This window comes from Bacillus timonensis (assembly GCF_004799755.1).
GTDB lineage: Bacteria > Bacillota > Bacilli > Bacillales > Bacillaceae_L > Ferdinandcohnia > Ferdinandcohnia timonensis_A.
This window is the reverse complement of the sequence record NZ_SLUB01000032.1, coordinates 1-20611: the sequence shown is the minus strand read 5'-3', so window position 1 is coordinate 20611 and position 20611 is coordinate 1. Positions and strand designations below refer to the sequence as shown.

Genomic DNA, 20611 nt, shown 5'->3' with positions numbered 1-20611 from the left:
AAAGTAGATAAAAAGTGAGTGAAAAAAGATGGTTGAAAGAAGAACACCCATACCCGTTCCAGAAGCGGTATCAAGAGTAATGGAATTTGCGGGAAAAGGGACAAAGGAAATAGTATCGATAGAAGCAAGTTATGGACGATTTTTAGCGGAGGATGTAATTGCTGATCATGATGTACCACATTTTGATCGGTCACCATATGATGGGTTTGCTGTTCGGGCAATGGATACAACAAATGCGGGACTAGAAAATCCAATTGAATTTGAAGTAATTGAAGAAATTGGCGCCGGGTCGGTTGCAACGAAAAAAGTCGAGGCTTTTCAAGCGGTTCGAATCATGACGGGGGCAGCGATGCCAACAGAATGTGATGCAGTTGTGATGCTTGAATTAACAACTGAATATGAACGTGATGGAAAGAAGTACATGTCTATAAAGCGACCATTTAAATCTGGCGATAATGTATCGTTTCAAGGGGAGGATACCAAAAAAGGCTCAGTCTTAGTGGAAAAAGGCGTCTCTATTAATCCTGGTGTTAAAGCACTTTTAGCCACTTTTGGCTACCATCAGGTAGAAGTTGCTAAAAAACCAGTTGTCGGTATTTATGCTACCGGGACAGAATTGCTTGATGTCCATGAGGAGCTTGCCCCTGGAAAAATTCGAAATAGCAATGCCTATATGATAAGTGCACAAATTGAAAGAGCGGGGGCGGAACCAAAGTATTTCGGGAAACTACCAGATGATTTTGAGCTTTGCTTTGAGTCAATCAAAAATGCAATCGATGAAGTGGATGTCTTAATTACGACTGGTGGAGTTTCTGTCGGGGATTATGATTATCTTCCAGCCATTTATGAAAAATTAGGTGCGGAAGTCTTATTTAATAAAATTGCAATGAGACCGGGAAGCGTTACTACTGTTGCTCAACTACATGGTAAGTTATTGTTTGGGTTATCTGGAAATCCTTCTGCTTGTTATGTAGGCTTCGAATTATTCGTTAGACCTGTAGTGCGGACAAGATTATTTTCTACCTGCCCGCATCAGTTAAAGGCGAAAGCAGTGCTCGATGCTGACTTCCCAAAGCCAAATCCATTTACAAGATTTGTAAGAAGTAAAATCAGCTTTTCTGATGGAAAACTTGTAGTGACACCAAGTGGTCTTGATAAATCAAATGTCGTATCCTCACTAGCAGGGGCAAATGCATTTATGGTTTTACCAGGTGGAACGCGCGGATTTGGCAAAGGTGATGAGGTAGACGTATTGTACCTAGAGGACCAGGAAGGAAGTAGATGGCCTTGGAAATAAGGTTTCCACTTCTCCAAGTCGTCGGGTATCAAAATAGCGGGAAAACGACACTAGTTGAAAAGATTGTAAAAAAAGGTTCTGAGTTTGGTTATCATATCGCGACCATTAAGCACCATGGACATCAAAGTCGCTTACAAAGTATTCATCAAGAAAAAGATTCTTCCCGCCACTTTAAAGCAGGAGCATCTGCAACAATCGTAGAGGGTGGAGGAAGTATGCAGCTTGAAGCGAAAACTTCCCAATGGACGCTGGAGAAGCTAATTCAGCTTTACGCGTTTTTTGAACATGATATGATAGTAATTGAAGGATATAAAAACGCACAATATCCTAAAATTGTTTTAATTAAAAGGGAAGAGGATATGGAGTTGCTAACTTCATTAACAAATATCGTGGCAGTTATAAGCTGGATACCGATTCAAACCAATTTCCCTCTTTTTCATATAAACGCAGAAGAGAACTATTTAAATTGGATATTTAGTGAGGTACATCAATGAATAATAATGATTTATTTGAAATAACGAATGAGCCGATTCGGGTTGAAGAGGTCACAAATAAGGTCATTCGACGAGAAGCTGGCGCAGTTACGACTTTTATTGGAACGGTTCGCGAATTTACGAGGGGAAGAAGAACCCTTTATTTAGAATATGATGCGTATATTTCAATGGCAGAAAAAAAGCTTGCTCAAATTGGTGAAGAAATTTCGGTAAGATGGCCGGAAGCGAAAACGGCTATTACCCACCGAATTGGGCGTTTGGATATTTCTGAAGCAGCAGTCGTCATTGCCGTTTCCACACCCCATCGTAAGGATGCCTATGCAGCAAATGAATATGCAATCGAACGTATAAAACAAATTGTCCCTATCTGGAAAAAAGAACATTGGGAAGACGGGGAAATGTGGATTGGAGATCAGTTAGAAACGAAACAATATGCAACGGGCCAACCTGAAGAGGAGGATTTAAAATGATTACGGTTTTATTTTTTGCCCATTTACAGGAAATGGCGGGAACCGAAAGGATCTCGGTACATGCAGATCAAATAACGATTTCTTCTCTAAAAGAGAAGCTTGCTAATGAAAATGGTTTAAAAAATCTTGATCAAATCATGTTTGCCATAAATGAAGAGTATGCAATCGATGAAGATATTGTAAAAGCAGGAGATACTGTTGCTTTGATTCCACCGGTAAGTGGAGGTTGATTTAAAATCAACTTCACTTACTGGTGTTTTTTTTTGCGAAAAAAATCAGATTTTTTATAAAAATACAATTGATTTAATTTTTATACAGCTTTATAATGATACATATTCAAATATTAATAAAAACAATGAGGTGGATATTTTGAAAGCGGCAATTATAGGGGTTACAGGTTATGGCGGAATTGAATTACTACGATTATTGGCAAACCACCCATCTATAGATGTGCATTCCATTCATACTTCGTCACAGACAGGGATGAGGCTTTCAGAGGTCTACCCGCATGTAACGAATCTTGTAAATCATTCATTAGAAGAAATTGATATTCCGAAGATAGCTAATGAAGTGGACGTTGTTTTTCTTTCAACACCATCAGGAGTTTCAACAACCATTGTGCCTGAGTTGCTGAATGAAAATGTGAAAATTATTGACCTTTCAGGGGATTATCGTTTAAAAAATCCAAATGTATATGAACAATGGTATAAGAAGCCAGCTGCCTTACAGGAGGATTTAAACAAAGCTACATATGGTTTACCAGAATGGTATAAAGAAGAGATTCAGAATAGTAGGTTTATCTCAAATCCAGGCTGCTACCCAACGGCAACTGTACTAGGGTTAGCACCGATCATTAAGCATGAATTAATTGATGAAAGCTCAATTGTAATTGACGCAAAATCTGGTATCTCTGGAGCCGGAAAAAGTCCTTCAAGAACCACCCATTTTGCTGAAAGCAATGATAACTTTTCAATTTATAAAGTGAATCAGCATCAACATATTCCAGAAATTGAGCAAGTGATTCAAGGCTGGGACGCCTCCATTCCATATGTAACATTTAGTACTCATTTGGTGCCAATGACTAGAGGAATCATGTCAACGATGTACATTAATAGTGCAGTAGATTCACTTTCATTGGAGCAGCTATATGAAATATATAAGGAAAGTTACCAGGATTCACCATTTGTAAGAATCAGAGAAAAGGGTACCTTCTCTGCAACGAAAGAAGTGTATGGCACAAATTATTGTGATATCGGCCTTGCATTTGATAAAAGAACAAACCGGATAACCGTAGTTTCAGTAATCGATAACTTAGTAAAGGGAGCTGCTGGTCAGGCAATCCAAAACGCGAATATCATGTTTGGTTTAGACGAAAAAACAGGGTTACATTACGTCCCATTATTCCCATAGAAAAGGAGTGACTTTGCATGATTGATATGAAGGAAATTCAAGTTTTAAAAGTAGAAGAGGGGTCTGTTGTAACTCCTATAGGATTTAAATCAGCAGGTGTTCATGCCGGATTACGTTATTCAAAGAAGGATTTAGGGGCAATTGTATGTGATGTTCCGGCGAACTGTGCAGCCGTATATACGCAAAGTCATTTTCAAGCTCCTCCTTTAAAGGTGACAAAAGAAAGTATCGCTGTAGAAAATAAACTACAAGCAGTTGTCATTAATAGCGCTTGTGCGAATGCATGTACAGGTGAACAGGGTTTACTAGATGCATATGAAATGAGAGCTGAATCAGCTGCTCATTTTGGAATCAAAGATCACCTAGTTGCAGTTGCTTCAACGGGTGTAATTGGTGAACTCCTACAGATGGATAAAATCAAAGCAGGTATCAATCAACTTGAGCCAACTAATACAGCAGAAGCTGCTAGTGACTTTCAAACAGCGATTTTAACTACGGATTTAGTAATGAAAAAAGCATGTTATCAAACAACAATTGATGGAAAGAAAATTACCATTGGCGGAGCAGCAAAGGGATCAGGGATGATCCATCCAAACATGGCGACGATGCTCGGCTTTGTAACAACAGATGCAAACATTGATTCAGATTCCCTCCAAGCAGCGATGAAAGCCGTCACTGATGTAACGTTTAACCAAATCACAGTAGATGGTGAAACGTCAACAAATGACATGGTATTGGTAATGGCAAGTGGGTTAGCAGAAAATAATCAACTTTCACCAGAGCATCCTGAATGGGATTCATTTGTATCAGCCTTGCAGTCCACTTTCGAAGACCTTGCAAAGCAAATTGCAAAGGATGGAGAAGGCGCTACAAAACTCGTAGAAGTCAATGTTACAGGTGCTTTATCTGATGTCGATGCCCGTATTGTGGCTAAAAAAATTGTAGGTTCAAACCTTGTTAAAACAGCAGTCTACGGAGCAGATGCGAATTGGGGAAGAATTATCGGGGCGATTGGTCATAGTGTAGCAACTGTGAATCCGGATGTTGTGGATATCTCCATTGGCTCCATTCAAATGCTAAAAGGAAGCCAACCAATGGCTTTTTCAGAAGAACTAGCAAAACAGTATCTTGAAGGAACAGACATTGTCATACACGTAAACCTCCATCTTGGAAATGGTAAAGGAACGGCTTGGGGCTGTGACTTGACCTATGATTATGTCAAAATCAATGCAAGCTATCGCACGTGAGGAGACTAGATATGGAGACAATTGTTATCAAATGCGGAGGAAGCATTTTAGCTCAGCTGTCAGACTCATTTTTTAATAGTTTAAAAGAATTAAAGGAAAGTGGATATAGAGTCGTAATTGTTCATGGAGGTGGACCGGAGATTGGTCAGACACTCACTTCTTTGAAAATAGAAAGCGAATTTGTGAATGGGCTGAGGAAAACAACAAAGGAAGTTCTAGATGTTGTTGAAATGGTATTATCCGGAACAGTTAATAAAAAAGTAGTCATTGAACTAGAGAAAGCAGGGATCCCCGCAGTAGGATTATCTGGTTGTGACGCACAACTAATAAAAGCCAAACCTGCAGACATTGAGCAATTAGGGTTTGTCGGTGAGGTTGAAAAAGTCAATGTTTCCTTCCTGGAATTTCTTTTATCTCAAAATTTTGTTCCAGTCATCTCACCAATCGGGATTGATGAGAAGTATACAAAATACAATATCAATGCAGATACTGCAGCAGCAAGTGTTGCTACAGCATTAAAGGCAAATCATTTACTATTCGTTACAGACGTAGATGGAATTAAAAAAGATGGTGAAGTTCTACCTTCACTCTCAACAGATTCTGTTCTTACACTGATCGAAGAGGGAACCATCTACGGTGGAATGATTCCAAAGGTGAAAGCCGCTCTCACTGCTCTTAATGACGGGGGAATAAACGAAATCATTGTCATCAATGGAAAAGGTTCGTTGTTAGCAATGGACGGAACTTTAAAAGGAACAAAAATCGTAAAAGAACTTGAGGTGGTTTAATGGATGCACTATTTCCAACCTATGCGAGATGGGATTTAACAGTTGAATCAGCAGAAGGTGCAATCATTGTAGATAATAAAGGAAAAAAATATTTAGATTTTGTCTCTGGAATCGCAGTTTGTAATCTTGGCCACCGCCATCCGGCTGTAATCGACGCCGTAGAAGAACAACTAAAGAAATATTGGCATGTTTCAAATTTATTTAAATCTGATATTCAACAAGAAGTAGCCGGAAAACTTGTAGAGAATTCAGAACTGGATGCCGTTTTCTTCTGTAACAGTGGTGCCGAGGCAAATGAAGCAGCATTGAAGCTTGCGCGAAAATATACACAAAAGTCAAAGGTTATTACGTTTCTTCAATCTTTTCATGGCAGAACATTTGGAACGATGGCGGCAACTGGGCAAGACAAGATTCATTCAGGATTTGGCCCACTACTGCAGGAATTTGTCTATCTTCCTTACAATGATTGTGAAGCATTAGAAGAAGCAATGGATGATTCAGTCGCGGCTGTAATGGTTGAAGTTGTTCAAGGAGAAGGTGGAGTCGTTCCTGGTACAGAAACGTTTTTAAAAAAGATACAAGAACTTTGTGAGAAGAGCGGAGCACTTTTCATTATTGATGAGGTTCAAACTGGGATTGGTCGAACAGGCAGAGCATTTGCCCACCAGCATTTCAATCTATCCCCTGATATCATCACTTTAGCAAAAGGTTTAGGAAGTGGCCTTCCTGTGGGTGCCATGCTTGGAAAGGAAAAGCTGAAGGAAGCATTTGGACCAGGCTCACATGGCTCTACATTTGGTGGCAATCCAATTTCGTTAGCTGCAGCCAAAGCAACATTATCGATTATTTGTCAAGATGAATTTTTAGCAGAGGTTGAGAAAAAAGGAGCTTATTTAAAAGATGAGCTTTCAAAAGCTCTAACAGATCAAGATTTGGTAACCGAAATCCGTGGAAGTGGATTAATGCTAGGAATTGCGTGTAAAGCTGAAGTCACAGCCTACGTGACAAAGCTACGTGAAAATGGATTGTTAGTTCTTCAAGCTGGACCTAATGTTATTAGGTTATTACCACCATTAACAGTTTCATATGAACAAATTGATGAGGCTGTTAAGATGATAAAAAATAATTCGATAGTGGAGTATAGTGCCTAGCATACGTGGGTAAAGAATGTCTAATTATCAGGCATCATACATCATTTTTTTTGAATATATTTGTATAAAAATACCGCTAATTAAATAAAAATACGAGGTGGAACAATGAAGGGATATTTACATTTGAAAAATGGCGAAAGCTTTGAAGGAACGTTATCTCCAAACAATGCAAAGGATGTTACGAATGGAGAAATCGTATTTTACACCGGAATGACTGGGTATCAAGAGGTTTTAACGGATCCTTCCTATAAAAATCAAATCATTGTTTTCACGTATCCACTAATCGGAAATTACGGAATTAATGAATTTGACTTTGAAAGTAAAAAACCACACGTGGCTGGCGTAATTGTATATGAAACAAAGGAGTCTTATTCTCACTACAACGCAAAGCATTCTTTAAAACAGTATCTTGAAAAATGGAATATACCATTGCTTGCCCATGTCGATACTCGCGCAGTTGTTAAAAGAATTAGAACGGAAGGAACCATGCAGGCCGTGATTAGTGATTCTGATTTGTTCGATGTATCATCTCTGTCCTCAGTGACTAATCCTGTGGAAGAAGTAACAAGTACGGAATGGCAAACATTTGGTACAGGTGATACCCATGTCGTATTAGTTGATTTTGGTTATAAAAAATCAATCTTAGATTCTCTTTTAGCAAGGGGTTGTAAAGTAACGGTTGTACCATATACAACTTCCTTTGAAAAAATCAAAGATATCCAACCGAATGGCATTGTTTTATCTAATGGACCAGGGGATCCAAAGGATTTAATGGAGCAACTTCCAAATATTAAACAGTTGATTGAATTTTACCCGACACTTGCCATTTGTTTAGGACATCAGCTTGTGGCCTTAAGCCTAGGTGGAGATACAACAAAACTGAAATTTGGTCATAGAGGCGCTAACCAACCAGTGACAGATATACTTAACGATAAAGTTTATATTACATCCCAAAACCACAGCTATGTAGTGGATGAAGACAGCTTGAAGTATACAAAATTACAAGCACGCTTTAAAAATTGTAATGACAAGTCAGTAGAAGGATTAACACATACAACGCTTCCTATATTAACGGTCCAATTTCATCCAGAAGCACATCCAGGACCGTCAGAGAGCAGTTGGATTTTTGATGAATTTGTAGCAAACAACTGTACTGTTAGGAGAGAAAAGATATATGCCTAAGGATCAAAACCTACAAACCATTTTAGTAATTGGCTCTGGCCCCATCGTAATCGGGCAGGCAGCAGAATTTGATTATTCTGGTACACAGGGCTGCAGAGCTTTACGCGAAGAAGGCTATAAAGTCATCTTAGTAAATAATAATCCAGCAACTATTATGACGGATGAAGTCAATGCAGATATTGTATATTTTGAACCATTAACTGTTGAGAGTCTTGAAAAAATCATTGAAAAGGAACGTCCAGATGGTTTACTTGCGACACTTGGAGGTCAAACAGGTCTGAACCTAGCTTTTAGCTTGAGTGAAGAAGGTATTTTAGATAAATATAATGTGAAGGTTCTTGGTACCCATATCGAATCAATCAAAAAAGGAGAGGACCGAGAGGCATTTCGAAGCTTAATGAATGAGCTTAATGAACCAGTTCCAGACAGTGAAATTGTAACAACAGTTGAAGAAGCAAAAGCATTTGTGGAAAAGGTAGGATTTCCTGTTATTATTCGTCCAGCTTACACATTGGGGGGAACAGGGGGAGGCATTGCGCATGAGTTACAGCAATTAGAAGAACTAACGAAAAATGGCTTATCCGAAAGCCCGATTACTCAATGTTTAATTGAAAAAAGTATTGCTGGATACAAAGAAATAGAATATGAGGTTATGCGTGACCATAAGGGAACCTGTATAACGATTTGTAATATGGAGAATATCGATCCTGTTGGCATTCATACCGGGGACTCAATTGTTGTCGCTCCATCTCAAACTTTAACTGATGAAGAATATCAAATGCTCCGTTCGGCATCTATTAAAATTATTTCGGCTTTAGGTATTATCGGTGGCTGCAATATTCAATTTGCCTTAGATCCTTTCAGTAAGAATTACTATTTAATTGAAGTGAATCCTCGAGTTAGCCGTTCTTCGGCACTCGCTTCGAAGGCAACAGGTTACCCTATTGCAAAAATGGCAGCAAAACTTGCGGTAGGATATACATTAGATGAGTTAGTAAATCCAGTAACAGGAAAAACCTTTGCAAGCTTTGAACCGGCACTAGACTATGTTGTTGTGAAATTCCCGCGCTTTCCATTTGATAAGTTTACAGATGTTCCTACGATGCTTGGAACCCAAATGAAAGCAACAGGTGAGGTAATGGCAATTGATCGTAATCTAGAAAGTGCTATCCAAAAAGCAGTTCATTCATTAGAGGGAGATAATATAAGTCTACGCTTGCCTGCGATTGAGAATAAATCGACTGTGGAACTTCTCAAGCTTGTTGAAAAAGCAAGTGAAAATCGTTTCTTTGCTGTTCTTGAGTTGATTAGAAGAGGAACAACTGTTGAAGAACTTCATTCGATTTCACAAATCGATTTCTTTTTCCTCGAGATTTTCAAAACATTGGTAAAGCGCGAAGAAGAGATTCGTCAAACAGCTCTGCCTGAGTTTACCGTAGAATTTATGCAGTCTCTAAAGGAAAAAGGATATTCAGATGAATACATTGCGCTCCTCTGTCAAGAGAAAGAATCATCTGTTCGGTCAAAACGAAAAGAGCTTGGTATACTTCCTAGTTACAAATGTGTAGATACGTGTGCAGGTGAGTTTGCTGCACAGACAGCTTATTACTACTCAAGCTATTTTGGAGAAAATGAAACTCAAGGTTCTTCTAAACAAAAGGTATTAATCATTGGCTCTGGACCGATTCGAATTGGTCAGGGAATTGAATTTGACTATAGTTCTGTTCATGGAATTTTCGCCTTGCAAGAGGAAGGCTATGAGACGATTTTACTGAATAATAATCCTGAAACAGTCAGTACCGATTATGAAATTGCGGATAAATTGTACTTTGAACCACTAACATTTGAACATGTGTTAAACGTAATTGAAGCTGAAAAAGTAGATCAGGTAATCGTACAATTTGGTGGTCAAACAGCCATTAATCTTGCACAAAGATTAGAGGCAGCAGGTGTATCGATTGTGGGAATTACTCATGATGTCATTGACCAACTTGAAGACCGCGACCGTTTTTATAAGCTATTAGAAAAGGTGAATATTAAACATATTCCTGGCGAAATTGCTGAAGACACGCAAGATTTACTGGAAAAATCGTCTGAAATCGGATACCCAGTATTAATTCGTCCGTCATATGTAATTGGTGGGAAAGGAATGGTTGTCATCAATGACGAGGATGAGCTTATATCCTTTGTAAAAGAGATCTCAAGTGATTCATTTCCACTCCTTATTGATGCTTATGTTCCTGGTTTAGAAATCGAAATTGATTTACTTTCTGATGGGCATGAAATTCTCATTCCTACCATCGTTGAGCATATTGAAAAAGCGGGTGTTCACTCAGGTGATAGTCATGCGATTATGCCAGCCATTTCATTAACTGAAGAAAACAAGAAAACCGTGACAGACTATGCAGAAAAAATCGTCCGTGAACTTCAGTTTAAAGGGATTATGAATATCCAATTTGTTATCAATGACAATCAAATATACGTCCTTGAAGTGAACCCTCGTGCTAGTCGTACTGTTCCCGTTATAAGTAAAATAACAGGAATACCAATGGCGCAACTAGCTTCAAAACTTGTGCTTGGAAAGTCATTACAAGAGGTTTCATCACAAACTGGCCTTTTACCTGATTTACCTTACTTTACGGTAAAGTATCCTGTTTTCTCTACTTATAAACTGCTTGGTGACCCAACGGTTGGCCCGGAAATGAAATCAACTGGGGAAGGAATCAGTATTGCAGAAACAATTGACGAGGCCTTAACAAAAGTATTCCATAGCTATATTTTATCGAAAAAAAATGCAAACGAAATTATTTTTGATACAGATCAAATTCCATCAGACATCGTGCAAATTGCTAAAAGAATTGGTTTAATGGTTTCTACCGCAAATGACATTTCAGAATGGGTCAAGAGCGATAAGGCTTTGGCATTTGTGAGTTTAAATAAAGATAATTCAAAAAAGAATAAAATAAAAGCAAGTCAACAACGAATTCATGTATTTACGGAACTAGAGACATTACAGGCATTTTTAAAAGGAATTCATGATGCCCACTTTACAGTCATGTCGATTCAAGAACGTAGAGGACTATTCAAAAATGAGAAAGAAGTGATTGTCAAATGACTACTACTTTAAAACATAATCTAAGTAAATCGTTAAAAGGAAAGGATTTACTCACTCTCCTTGACCTAACAAAGGAAGATATCATCGCGTTATTAGATTCAGCCATTGAAATCAAGCAAAAGCATAAAAATGGGGAAGATACTCCCTATTTAAAAGGGAAAACCTTGGCAATGATTTTTGAAAAGCATTCAACCCGCACAAGAGTTTCCTTTGAAGCAGGGATGCTTCAGTTAGGGGGAAATGCCATCTATCTCAATAGCAATGATATGCAGCTAGGGAGAGGGGAATCAATTGCGGATACGGCAATGGTTTTATCTGAGTATGTAGATGCAATCATGATTCGTACATTTGAACATAAAAAAATTGAAGAACTTGCGGAGTTTGCAAGTATTCCTGTCATTAATGGCTTAACAGAAGATTTTCATCCATGCCAAGCATTAGCTGATTTACTGACGATTTATGAACGAAATAAATCATTTAATGGAAGCAAACTCGTCTATGTTGGAGACGGAAATAATGTAGCCCATTCTTTAATGATTGCTGCAGCAAAGGTTGGATTAGACTGCACGGTTGTTTGTCCGTCTCAATATGCGCCGAAAGCATTTGTTGTAGAGAAAGCAAAAGAAATTGCAAAAGAGACAAATGCAGTCATTGAAGTGAGCCATGACCCAGTCGAAGGTGTACAGGGTGCAGATTTTATCTACACAGATGTTTGGGCAAGCATGGGCCAAGAGCAGGAACAGCTAGAAAGAAAGCAAGTATTCATGCCTTATCAAGTGAATTCCGAACTCGTAAATGTAGCGAATGAAGATTATCTCTTCTTGCACTGTTTACCGGCTCATCGTGGTGAAGAAGTAACAGCGGAAGTGATCGATGGTCCACACTCTGTTGTTTTTGAACAAGCTGGGAATCGCCTTCACGCTCAAAAAGCCGTTTTAAAAGCAATAATGGAATAAATACCTAACGTGGGTCAAGGGGACAGGTCCCATGACCCACATTTAATTATTTACAGGATGCTAACTGACCTTTCATCCTACACCTGCTTTTTAACATGAATTTAAGTATGAGTGGGAATAGTAAGCTTGAAGTACTATTCAAAAGGAGGATTAAGATGGGGCAAAGTCATGAATTTCGTGCAGGGCATAAAGCACCAAATAATGGGATTTATGTAGAAATCGGCGAGCAAGGAGATATGGTTAAAAATCCAAAAAGCGTTAAATTAAATGCTGGTGACCCATTCCCAGAAAACTCTAACCACAATCGTAAATGGACATATAAAAGAAAGCCGTGACTAACAAAAAAGACCCTTTAGGGTCTTTTTTTGCATATTAATGATGTGGTTCCTCTACAGGCTCATTTGGAATAACAGAACCTAAAATAATGATTAAGCCTGTCACAATAACAGCTACGATTGAAGCTGTTTTAAATGAATATGTAGCTGCCTGCATCGATCCAATTACATATGAAGCCATTTGGATTAACAGGAATGTCCAAAAAAATGTCCAAAAATAACGCAAGATCTTCACCTCATTAAACAATATCTGTAATTAGTTTACCACAATTGACATCTGATAGAAAAGATATTTGTAGGCATTTCCCCCTTTCATCTTTATGACCACAACATACACTAATCATGAAGGACGAAAATTAGGAGTAGGAGAAGGGAAAAATGGTACAAAACAAACTTTTTTTTAAGCTCGACACGGAGTGGTCTGCTCTTCATTTGCCAAAACGTCCAAATGGCTTCGCTGTTTTAATCATTGGGGATAAAACAAATTTTGTAGAAGAGAACTCAAGCTTTTGGATTCAGAACTATGCAAGGTCTCAAATCCTAGAATATCTAAAAGATGAAGGATATACAGTATTTTATTCAAATTTATACGGTGCAAACTGGGGAAACCCAACTTCCGTTAAATTAGCCACACAGCTTTACCACATCATTATGAAACGAGAAATTTTAAATACACGCATTCATATTCTGGCGGAAGGAATGGGTGCTTTAACAGCTATGCAGTTAAGCAAAAAGCTAAATAATGAAATTCGTTCTATGGCATTCCTTAATCCCTGCATGGATATAATGGCACATATCGATAATGAAAGAAAAAATAAATTTTTCTATAAAAAACTAATAAAAGAAATTGCTCATGCTTATCAACTTGACGAAAGGGAAGTTGAAGCGAATATTGAAGAATTAGCACCAAGTAATAAATTACTTCATACAAATATCCCAATCAAAATTTGGCGTAGTACAAATGAAAGAACATACACTCCCGAAATACACAGTAAGACAAACCAAGGCATAAATGAGATGGTTACATTAAGCTATCATATTAGTGAAAATACCTATGCATTCAGCCGCGCAATTGGAAGCTTCTTCAAAGAAAATGAAAAGGAATTATAAAAAGTCTCTGTTTCTTTTGTTAGGATAGGGACTTTTTATTTGTCAGCAAGCATACGATTACTGTAATAAATTGTATAGGAGATGTTACAAGTGAAAAAGGTCATCCTATTCGACGCTTTCTCGTTTGTAGGATATGGACTCTGTTGCAGAATGATTGATAAGGAAATCCATGTGATTGGAGTGGATGCACCCCCAAAGGAAAATAGCCCTGAAGAGGATAAAATGCTGCGCATTGGGCGCAATGCTTTTTTTGAATTTATTGAGTCTGCAAAAGCAATAGGGAACGAAAATATGTTCATGCAATCAGATGCCGTGATTTACCCATGGTATAACCCTATGACATCGGAACGTAACGAAAAAAAAGGTGAAAGCCTTCAATCGGTGCTAGAATACTGTAATGATACAAAAACAAAGCTGATTTTAATATCTGCACATACGTTTAGCAGGAATACAAAGCATGAATTAGAAGACGAACTTGACGACAACTGGTATGCCAAAATTAAAATGAATAATAGCTTGTGTGAACATCAAAAAGTTCGAACAAAAAATATCGAGTTTTTGTTTACGTTCATCGATTTTTCAAATAAAGAGTTAAAAGAGGCAATCAATAAAAAGAATGATCACGAAGAGTGGATTTTCCAAAACTTTTATGGCTAGACCTTTTTTTTCTTTCAAATTCCTATTAAGTACAATAAAATATAAGTAGATGATTTTGTTGTTGGTTTTTGGAGGAGTTGTAGTAATGAAAAAGCCGTTCAGGTGGATAACACTCTTATTCCTATTAACCATCCTTGTTTCTTGTGGACAAACAGATGACAATACTGGGGTGAAAAAAGTAGGCTTACTCGTACCGGATACAATTGATGATCAGGTATGGGGGACTGAAGGATATAAGGGATTATTGCAAATAAAATCAAAATTTCAAGTTGATATCTTTTACAAAGAAGGAATTACCTCGGAAACTTCGACACGGGCAGCTGTGGATGAATTTATCGACAAAGGCGTCAATTTGATATTTGGTCATGGAAGTGAATATGCTGAAATTTTTAATGAGATTGCAGATGAATACCCTGACGTCCATTTTGTTTTTTTTAATGGAGATACAAGAAAAGAGAATGTTACGAGCCTAAACTTTAAAGGGCATGCCATGGGCTTTTTTGGTGGTATGGTCGCTGGGGAAATGACGGAAGCGAATAAAGTCGGGATCATTGCGGCATTTGAATGGCAACCTGAGATCAATGGATTTTATGAAGGTGTTTTATTTCAAAATGATGAAGTTGATGTAGATATTGGCTATGTTCAAAACTGGGATGACGATGAGAAGGCACTATTAATAGCAGAAAAAATGATAGCTGATGGAGTAGATATTATTTACCCTGCTGGAGATGGGTACAATGTTCCTGTAATAGAAAGGCTTAAAGAAGATGGCCTCTATGCAATTGGCTATGTGTCAGACCAATCCGACTTAGGTAAAGAGACAGTCTACACTAGTACGGTGCAGCACATAGATCAACTCTATCTTTTAGTCACAAATAAATTTAATGAGGGCGAGCTCGCATCTGGGACCCTTTATTTTGATTTTCAGGATGACGTGATTTCTATGGGCACCTTTAGTCCAAAGGTCGATCAAAAATTTATAAAAGAATTAACAGGGTATATTGAAGAATATAAAAAAACAGGGGATCTTCCTTCAAAATAGAAGAGGCTATCACATGGTGTGATAGCTTCTTCTTACTTTTTTTTAAAAAAATTTAAAAAGGGGGAAAGGTCTTTGAACGCTGGTTTAATTTTACCAATAGAAGTCATAATATCATCTAGTTGGCCCATAAGTTGATTAAAATCTACTTCATCTGTTTTGTTTGCTTTCGTATTTTTTTCTAGTGTTCTGTTTTCATCTCTCCTTGGACGAGGGCCAAACATGAGACGATCAAACCGGTCCATCTTGGAAGTTTCAGGTTCACTTTCTTGCTTCACCTTGGATTCCTCTTGCTTCGCATCCAAATCCTCATGCTCTTTACTCATTTTTTATCACCAACTTACATTTTAAATTTCTGTTACTCTATTCATATGTAGAAAGGTAAAAAAAGAGATAGGCCTGTATCATGCATAAGAATAGGCAAACGTGGAATCTTACAAAAAATAAAACCAAATAGTTGATATCATGAAAAAAATGAATTAAAATTAGTACCAAGTCATAAGATTTGATAATAAGAATTGAAATATAACGTGTTTTTTCTCATAAAAAAGGGAGATGTTTATATGGGTGTAGGAATAATCGGAATCAATCGATTCGTACCAGAAAGAGTGGTAACAAACCAGGATCTTGAAAAAATACTAGATACATCAGATGAATGGATACGAACAAGAACAGGAATAGAAGAACGTCGAATTGCTGATGATGATACAAATACATCTGATATGGCCTATGAAGCAGCGCGAAAAGCAATTGAAGATGCAGGAATCACGGCAGAAGAGTTGGACATGATCATCGTAGCTACAGTTACGCCTGACCATCCATTCCCATCTGTTTCATGCATGATTCAAGAGCGTCTTGGTGCAAAAAACGCAGCTGCAATGGATATTAGTGCAGCATGTGCCGGTTTTATGTACGGAATCATTACAGGTAAGCAATTCATTGAAACGGGAACTTATAAGCATGTATTAGTAGTAGGTGTTGAAAAACTTTCAAAAATCGTGGACTGGAGCGACCGTAACACAGCCGTATTATTCGGAGATGGAGCAGGCGCAGCTGTCCTTGGTGAAGTTTCAGAAGGGAGAGGAATCCTTTCGTTTGAATTAGGTGCAGACGGTACGGGTGGTAAACATCTTTACCAAGACGAACACATCATTATGAATGGCCGCGAGGTTTTCAAATTTGCTGTAAGACAAATGGGCGAATCAAGTGTACATGTACTTGAAAAAGCTGGATTAAAACGAGAAGATGTAGATTACTTAATCCCGCACCAAGCCAATATTCGCATCATGGAAGCTTCAAGAGAAAGACTTGAACTTCCAGTTGAAAAAATGTCAAAAACGGTAGACCAGTTTGGAAATACATCTGCAGCATCAATCCCAATTTCAATTGTTGAGGATATCCAAGCAGGAAAAATTAAAGACGATGACGTAATAGTAATGGTAGGATTTGGTGGAGGTTTAACTTGGGGTGCCATCTGTATCAGATGGGGACGCTAAGGAACAACTTTTACTTACAAAACATCCTTAATCGCAACGCATGATAGGAATTTTTTATAGGTTGGAAGGAGAACAGGTATGCAAAATAAACGTGTAGTAGTTACTGGATTAGGCACAGTATCGCCATTAGGCAATGATGTGAAAACAACTTGGGAAAACGCAAAAAATGGGGTCTCAGGGATTGGTCCATTAACAAGAATTCAAATCGAAGGCTTACCTGCAAAGGTGGCGGCGGAATTAAAGGATTTTAATCCTGAAAATTACATGGACAAAAAAGAATCACGTCGTATGGACCGCTTTACACAATATGCAATGGCTGCTTCTTTAATGGCTGTTGAGGATGCTAAATTAACGATCACCGATGAAATTGCTCCACGAGTGGGAGTATGGATTGGTTCAGGTATTGGCGGAATGGAAACACATGAAGAACAGCACAAGATTTTCTTGGAAAAAGGCTATCGACGTGTAAGCCCATTTTATGTACCAATGATGATTCCGGATATGGCAGCAGGCCAGGTATCCATCGCAATTGGAGCAAAAGGAATTAACACATGTACCGTAACAGCATGTGCAACAGGTACGAACTCAATTGGAGATGCTTTTAAAGTGATCCAGCGCGGTGACGCGGATGTCATGATCACAGGTGGAACAGAAGCCCCATTAACGAATATGTCATTTGCAGGATTCGTTTCGGCAAGAGCATTATCGTTAAACCCTGATCCAAAAACAGCGAGCCGTCCATTTGATAAAAACCGTGACGGATTTGTAATGGGTGAGGGCGCTGGAATTCTTGTTCTTGAAGAACTAGAACATGCATTAGCACGTGGTGCTCATATTTACGCAGAAATCGTAGGTTATGGAGCAACTGGTGATGCCCACCATATCACAGCTCCAGCACCAGGTGGAGAAGGTGGAGCTCGCGCAATGCGTCAAGCTATTGCAGATGCAGGTCTTACTCCAAGTGATGTTGATTACATCAATGCTCACGGAACGAGCACGGACTACAATGATAAGTTTGAAACAGCAGCAATCAAAGAAGTTTTTGCTGATCATGCTTATAAAGTTGCAATTAGTTCAACAAAATCAATGACAGGTCATTTGCTTGGAGCAGCTGGTGGTGTCGAAGCGATCTTCTCAATTCTTGCGATTAAAGAAGGAATTATCCCACCAACGATTAATTATGAAACACCAGATCCAGAATGTGACTTAGACTATGTTCCTAATAAAGCAAGAAAGCAGGAAGTAAATGTCGCACTAAGTAACTCTCTAGGTTTCGGTGGACACAACGCAACAATTCTTTTTAAAAAATATCAATAATGTATCGATAAGAGTCAGACTTAAAAGGTCTGGCTCTTTTTTCGCGGACTTGAATACAATAAAGTGTCTGTGAAAGGATGTGATGAAGTGGCAGTAATACGTACGGATCAATGGCTGAAGGAATCACATGCAAATCCGATGGAAGTTTGTAAAAAACTAACTAGCTTTTTCCCCAAGGGGGCTACTGCCCACGATATTTTCGAATATCTAATGATGCACGGAATGTATAGGTCAACCTCTAAAAACATACTTGAGAGACTTCCGAAAAATGTATGGGAAACAGTAGAAAAGGAATATGGTGTCTTACAAAAACAATGGAACGGACCAAAGGTTCCGATTTTTGTTTTCCCGGCTGACGGAGCAAACTCCAAAATTAAACGGGAATTTAATGGGAAATCAGGCCTTGCCTTTAAGGACAAATTATTTCTTTTTTTCTCACCGCATAATACCCAATCTGAAATAAAAGCAGTTTTAACCCATGAATACAATCATGTATGTCGTTTGAAAAAACTCCAAAAAAATGAAGCTAACTTTACACTTTTGGATACAGTGATATTAGAGGGAATTGCCGAGAATGCGGTCCGCGAGCAATGTGGCAGCGCAAATTTAGTGGGCTGGACGAAATATTACACAGATGAAGAACTCCGAAAAATAGTAAAGCAACTCATCATCCCGAATCGAAACATGAAAAGAAATGAAAGAAAACATAACGATCTCTTGTACGGTAAGGGATTTTACCCGAAAATGGCTGGATATTGCGCGGGCTATTATTTAGTCCGAAACTATCTGGAATCTCACAAACTACGTATTAAGGACATATTTGCGCTGGATTCAATAGAGTTTGTGAAGGAGTATTTGTGATTTATTAACCGCAGGATGGGTGTGGCCTGGGTTTTTTTGTGGTTAGAAAACATAGTTTTTGTATTGAGTGCCCATGTTCTCCTAGAAAAAGGAAACTGGTGTCTCTCCAGAGGTTGTGGAGTGCCCTTGCTCTCCTAGAAAAAGGAAACTGGTGGCACTCTAAAAGTTGTGGAGTGCCCTTGGTCTCCTAGAAAAAGGAAACAAGTGACCCTCCAGAGGTTGTGGAGTGCCCTTGGTCTCCTAGAAAAAGGAAATATGTGACCTTCCAGAGGTTGTAGAGTGTCCTTGGTCTCCTAGAAAAAGGAAACAAGTGCCCCTCCAGAGGTTGTGGAGTGCCCTAATCTCCTAGAAAAAGGAAACAAGTGCCCCTCCAGAAGATGTGGAGTGCCCTTGGTCTCCTAGAAAAAGGAAACAAGTGCCCCTCCAGAAGATGTGGAGTGCCCTCATTCTCCTAGAAAAAGGAAACTGGTGGCACTCTAAAAGTTGTGGAGTGCCCACGCTCTCCTAGAAAAAGGAAACAAGTAACCTTCCAGAGGCTGTGGAGTGCCCTGGCTCACCTAGAAAAAGGAAACTGAAGTCATCCAAATAATTATTAACCACCACATTAATCAATAAAAAGATTATAACCAACAACAATCATTCAAAATATGAAGAATTTCCAAAACGCACATGCTTAAAATTTGTTTGAAGCAATTTCCTGATTGTTTTCTTTGAATTGATTACCTTACACCAATCATAAATTGCATTTGTTGTAATTCTTTTGTTCGGAAATAATAGTGAAAACTCTTCTATACTTCTTAAAATAGCAGTTTCCTTATTTTCAGCGAAATTACATTTTTCACATGTTAAGTAATGAAGATGATCTACACTTAACATAAAACCTTCTCCACACCTCCCACACAAAATCCCCTTCTCCATCTCATCATAGCTATACTCTGGCAACAGTGAATAAGGCGAGTCTTTAATATGCGAAGCCAAAAGCTTATTTGCAAGTCCTTGATGTTTTCCGATCAATTTCGATGATTGAGTATTTAGTTGTTTAAGAAAGCGATCAAGTTGAGTAGGAAAAATAATCGGTAATTCGGGAGGAGCATTATAGAGGTAAAATTCAGGATGAATGAATACGAGGTGGCCTTCGACGGAAAAGTTCAACCTCTGCTGTTGAAGGAATTGCCGAAAGAGAGAGACACTTCGATTTAATTGAAGGAGCGGGTTTTTAATCTCTTTACCTGATGAAAGGATACGCATAGAATCTCCATCGAGAACGTAGTCCCCTTCATAATTTTTCACTTCAAAAATATGAATTTTTGGTTGAGTAATTAGGAGTGAATCGATCTGATAATGAGTATTACTGGTTTCGAATAGCAGGTCATTAATGATGAGGCAGTCGAGGGAGAGATTAATCATGCGTTGGTCAAACATCTTTTCTCCATCATACCCCTTTTCAAGCGAAACGATTTGATTCTCCGTTTTCTCGGAAACTTTGTTTCGGGCACGGATCAATCGTAATAGTATCAATTCATCCGGGATAGTACGAGGTTTAATAATCAAAACAACACTTCCTTTCATAGATTCAAGAATATTGTAAATCTTACACGCCGTACATACAATTGATTTTTTCATATTGCTGTATAGACAACTTATTAGAAAATTGCAATATATTATATATTTATAATATATTAAAAT

The 20611-nt window shown here is 38.3% G+C and carries 21 protein-coding genes; 18 read left to right on the top strand and 3 right to left on the bottom strand.

All coding sequences use genetic code 11. From position 1 onward, the window contains the following. Positions 1–28 precede the first annotated feature (28 nt). From E1I69_RS15810 to E1I69_RS15755, 12 genes are all read left to right on the top strand, one after another. On the top strand, positions 29–1297 hold the full coding sequence (locus E1I69_RS15810) for a molybdopterin molybdotransferase MoeA (protein ID WP_136380531.1): 1269 nt from the start codon (positions 29–31) through the stop codon (positions 1295–1297). Continuing rightward, positions 1282–1791, top strand: a complete 510-nt coding sequence (gene mobB / locus E1I69_RS15805; protein ID WP_136380530.1) for a molybdopterin-guanine dinucleotide biosynthesis protein B — start codon at positions 1282–1284, stop codon at positions 1789–1791. The genes E1I69_RS15810 and mobB overlap by 16 nt, the downstream gene beginning before the upstream one ends. Then, the gene (locus tag E1I69_RS15800) at positions 1788–2261 is read left to right on the top strand and encodes a molybdenum cofactor biosynthesis protein MoaE (protein ID WP_136380529.1); all 474 of its coding nucleotides are present in this window, start codon (positions 1788–1790) and stop codon (positions 2259–2261) included. Before mobB ends, E1I69_RS15800 begins: the two co-directional genes overlap by 4 nt. Then, entirely contained in the window at positions 2258–2491 is a 234-nt protein-coding gene (gene moaD / locus E1I69_RS15795; protein WP_136380528.1) for a molybdopterin converting factor subunit 1, read from the top strand. Before E1I69_RS15800 ends, moaD begins: the two co-directional genes overlap by 4 nt. A gap of 139 nt (positions 2492–2630) precedes the next feature. Then, the gene (gene argC, locus E1I69_RS15790) at positions 2631–3671 is read left to right on the top strand and encodes an N-acetyl-gamma-glutamyl-phosphate reductase (RefSeq protein ID WP_136380569.1); all 1041 of its coding nucleotides are present in this window, start codon (positions 2631–2633) and stop codon (positions 3669–3671) included. 17 nt (positions 3672–3688) lie between these two features. Beyond that, the gene (gene argJ, locus E1I69_RS15785; protein WP_136380527.1) at positions 3689–4918 is read left to right on the top strand and encodes a bifunctional ornithine acetyltransferase/N-acetylglutamate synthase; all 1230 of its coding nucleotides are present in this window, start codon (positions 3689–3691) and stop codon (positions 4916–4918) included. Positions 4919–4929: 11 nt separating this feature from the next. Continuing rightward, positions 4930–5706, top strand: coding sequence for an acetylglutamate kinase (argB, locus tag E1I69_RS15780; protein WP_136380526.1), 777 nt, complete (start codon positions 4930–4932; stop codon positions 5704–5706). Then, positions 5706–6857 (top strand): acetylornithine transaminase, encoded by a 1152-nt coding sequence (locus tag E1I69_RS15775; protein ID WP_136380525.1) that lies wholly within the window; start codon positions 5706–5708, stop codon positions 6855–6857. The genes argB and E1I69_RS15775 overlap by 1 nt, the downstream gene beginning before the upstream one ends. Positions 6858–6962: 105 nt before the next feature. Next, the gene (locus E1I69_RS15770) at positions 6963–8039 is read left to right on the top strand and encodes a carbamoyl phosphate synthase small subunit (protein WP_136380524.1); all 1077 of its coding nucleotides are present in this window, start codon (positions 6963–6965) and stop codon (positions 8037–8039) included. Next, positions 8032–11154 (top strand): carbamoyl phosphate synthase large subunit, encoded by a 3123-nt coding sequence (locus E1I69_RS15765; protein ID WP_136380523.1) that lies wholly within the window; start codon positions 8032–8034, stop codon positions 11152–11154. Before E1I69_RS15770 ends, E1I69_RS15765 begins: the two co-directional genes overlap by 8 nt. Next, a complete protein-coding gene (gene argF, locus E1I69_RS15760) occupies positions 11151–12110 on the top strand; it encodes an ornithine carbamoyltransferase (RefSeq protein ID WP_136380522.1) in 960 nt (319 codons plus the stop codon). The genes E1I69_RS15765 and argF overlap by 4 nt, the downstream gene beginning before the upstream one ends. 155 nt (positions 12111–12265) lie before the next feature. Then, positions 12266–12445 (top strand): YjzC family protein, encoded by a 180-nt coding sequence (locus tag E1I69_RS15755; protein WP_136380521.1) that lies wholly within the window; start codon positions 12266–12268, stop codon positions 12443–12445. 37 nt (positions 12446–12482) lie between these two features. Here the strand turns inward: E1I69_RS15755 and E1I69_RS15750 are convergent, their stop codons facing one another. Next, positions 12483–12671 (bottom strand): YjzD family protein, encoded by a 189-nt coding sequence (locus E1I69_RS15750; protein WP_136380520.1) that lies wholly within the window; start codon positions 12669–12671, stop codon positions 12483–12485. Between the two features lie 152 nt (positions 12672–12823). Between E1I69_RS15750 and E1I69_RS15745 the strand changes: the two genes are divergently transcribed. The 3 genes from E1I69_RS15745 to E1I69_RS15735 all read left to right on the top strand — a co-directional run bounded on the left by E1I69_RS15745 (position 12824) and on the right by E1I69_RS15735 (position 15254). Beyond that, positions 12824–13555, top strand: coding sequence for an alpha/beta hydrolase (locus E1I69_RS15745; protein ID WP_136380519.1), 732 nt, complete (start codon positions 12824–12826; stop codon positions 13553–13555). Between the two features lie 90 nt (positions 13556–13645). Beyond that, positions 13646–14212 (top strand): hypothetical protein, encoded by a 567-nt coding sequence (locus E1I69_RS15740; protein WP_136380518.1) that lies wholly within the window; start codon positions 13646–13648, stop codon positions 14210–14212. Between the two features lie 85 nt (positions 14213–14297). Then, on the top strand, positions 14298–15254 hold the full coding sequence (locus E1I69_RS15735; RefSeq protein ID WP_136380517.1) for a BMP family ABC transporter substrate-binding protein: 957 nt from the start codon (positions 14298–14300) through the stop codon (positions 15252–15254). Positions 15255–15286: 32 nt separating this feature from the next. Here E1I69_RS15735 and E1I69_RS15730 read toward each other — a convergent pair whose 3' ends face one another. Next, positions 15287–15577: a hypothetical protein gene (locus E1I69_RS15730; protein ID WP_136380516.1), complete on the bottom strand. Its 291-nt coding sequence runs from the start codon at positions 15575–15577 to the stop codon at positions 15287–15289. Positions 15578–15814: 237 nt separating this feature from the next. Between E1I69_RS15730 and E1I69_RS15725 the strand changes: the two genes are divergently transcribed. The 3 genes from E1I69_RS15725 (at position 15815) to E1I69_RS15715 (ending at position 18925) form a co-directional block, all read left to right on the top strand. After that, entirely contained in the window at positions 15815–16747 is a 933-nt protein-coding gene (locus E1I69_RS15725) for a beta-ketoacyl-ACP synthase III (RefSeq protein WP_136380515.1), read from the top strand. Positions 16748–16825: 78 nt separating this feature from the next. Next, positions 16826–18064 carry a beta-ketoacyl-ACP synthase II gene (gene fabF / locus E1I69_RS15720; protein ID WP_136380514.1) on the top strand — a complete coding sequence of 413 codons (1239 nt, stop codon included), beginning with the start codon at positions 16826–16828 and terminating at the stop codon, positions 18062–18064. 87 nt (positions 18065–18151) lie between these two features. Further along, complete coding sequence (locus tag E1I69_RS15715; RefSeq protein WP_165439165.1) at positions 18152–18925, top strand: DUF2268 domain-containing protein; 774 nt, start codon at positions 18152–18154, stop codon at positions 18923–18925. A 636-nt stretch (positions 18926–19561) separates the two neighbouring features. Here E1I69_RS15715 and E1I69_RS15710 read toward each other — a convergent pair. Then, the gene (locus tag E1I69_RS15710; protein ID WP_242634615.1) at positions 19562–20476 is read right to left on the bottom strand and encodes an NERD domain-containing protein; all 915 of its coding nucleotides are present in this window, start codon (positions 20474–20476) and stop codon (positions 19562–19564) included. Positions 20477–20611 lie beyond the last annotated feature (135 nt).

Coding starts and splice junctions, on each gene's coding strand:
- E1I69_RS15730 (WP_136380516.1), bottom strand. CDS start 15,577: ATGAGTAAAGAGCATGAGGATTTGGATGCGAAGCAAGAGGAATCCAAG.
- E1I69_RS15745 (WP_136380519.1), top strand. CDS start 12,824: ATGGTACAAAACAAACTTTTTTTTAAGCTCGACACGGAGTGGTCTGCT.
- E1I69_RS15755 (WP_136380521.1), top strand. CDS start 12,266: ATGGGGCAAAGTCATGAATTTCGTGCAGGGCATAAAGCACCAAATAAT.
- mobB (WP_136380530.1), top strand. CDS start 1,282: ATGGCCTTGGAAATAAGGTTTCCACTTCTCCAAGTCGTCGGGTATCAA.
- E1I69_RS15735 (WP_136380517.1), top strand. CDS start 14,298: ATGAAAAAGCCGTTCAGGTGGATAACACTCTTATTCCTATTAACCATC.
- E1I69_RS15775 (WP_136380525.1), top strand. CDS start 5,706: ATGGATGCACTATTTCCAACCTATGCGAGATGGGATTTAACAGTTGAA.
- moaD (WP_136380528.1), top strand. CDS start 2,258: ATGATTACGGTTTTATTTTTTGCCCATTTACAGGAAATGGCGGGAACC.
- E1I69_RS15725 (WP_136380515.1), top strand. CDS start 15,815: ATGGGTGTAGGAATAATCGGAATCAATCGATTCGTACCAGAAAGAGTG.
- E1I69_RS15765 (WP_136380523.1), top strand. CDS start 8,032: ATGCCTAAGGATCAAAACCTACAAACCATTTTAGTAATTGGCTCTGGC.
- E1I69_RS15770 (WP_136380524.1), top strand. CDS start 6,963: ATGAAGGGATATTTACATTTGAAAAATGGCGAAAGCTTTGAAGGAACG.
- argB (WP_136380526.1), top strand. CDS start 4,930: ATGGAGACAATTGTTATCAAATGCGGAGGAAGCATTTTAGCTCAGCTG.
- argJ (WP_136380527.1), top strand. CDS start 3,689: ATGATTGATATGAAGGAAATTCAAGTTTTAAAAGTAGAAGAGGGGTCT.
- E1I69_RS15810 (WP_136380531.1), top strand. CDS start 29: ATGGTTGAAAGAAGAACACCCATACCCGTTCCAGAAGCGGTATCAAGA.
- fabF (WP_136380514.1), top strand. CDS start 16,826: ATGCAAAATAAACGTGTAGTAGTTACTGGATTAGGCACAGTATCGCCA.
- argF (WP_136380522.1), top strand. CDS start 11,151: ATGACTACTACTTTAAAACATAATCTAAGTAAATCGTTAAAAGGAAAG.
- E1I69_RS15800 (WP_136380529.1), top strand. CDS start 1,788: ATGAATAATAATGATTTATTTGAAATAACGAATGAGCCGATTCGGGTT.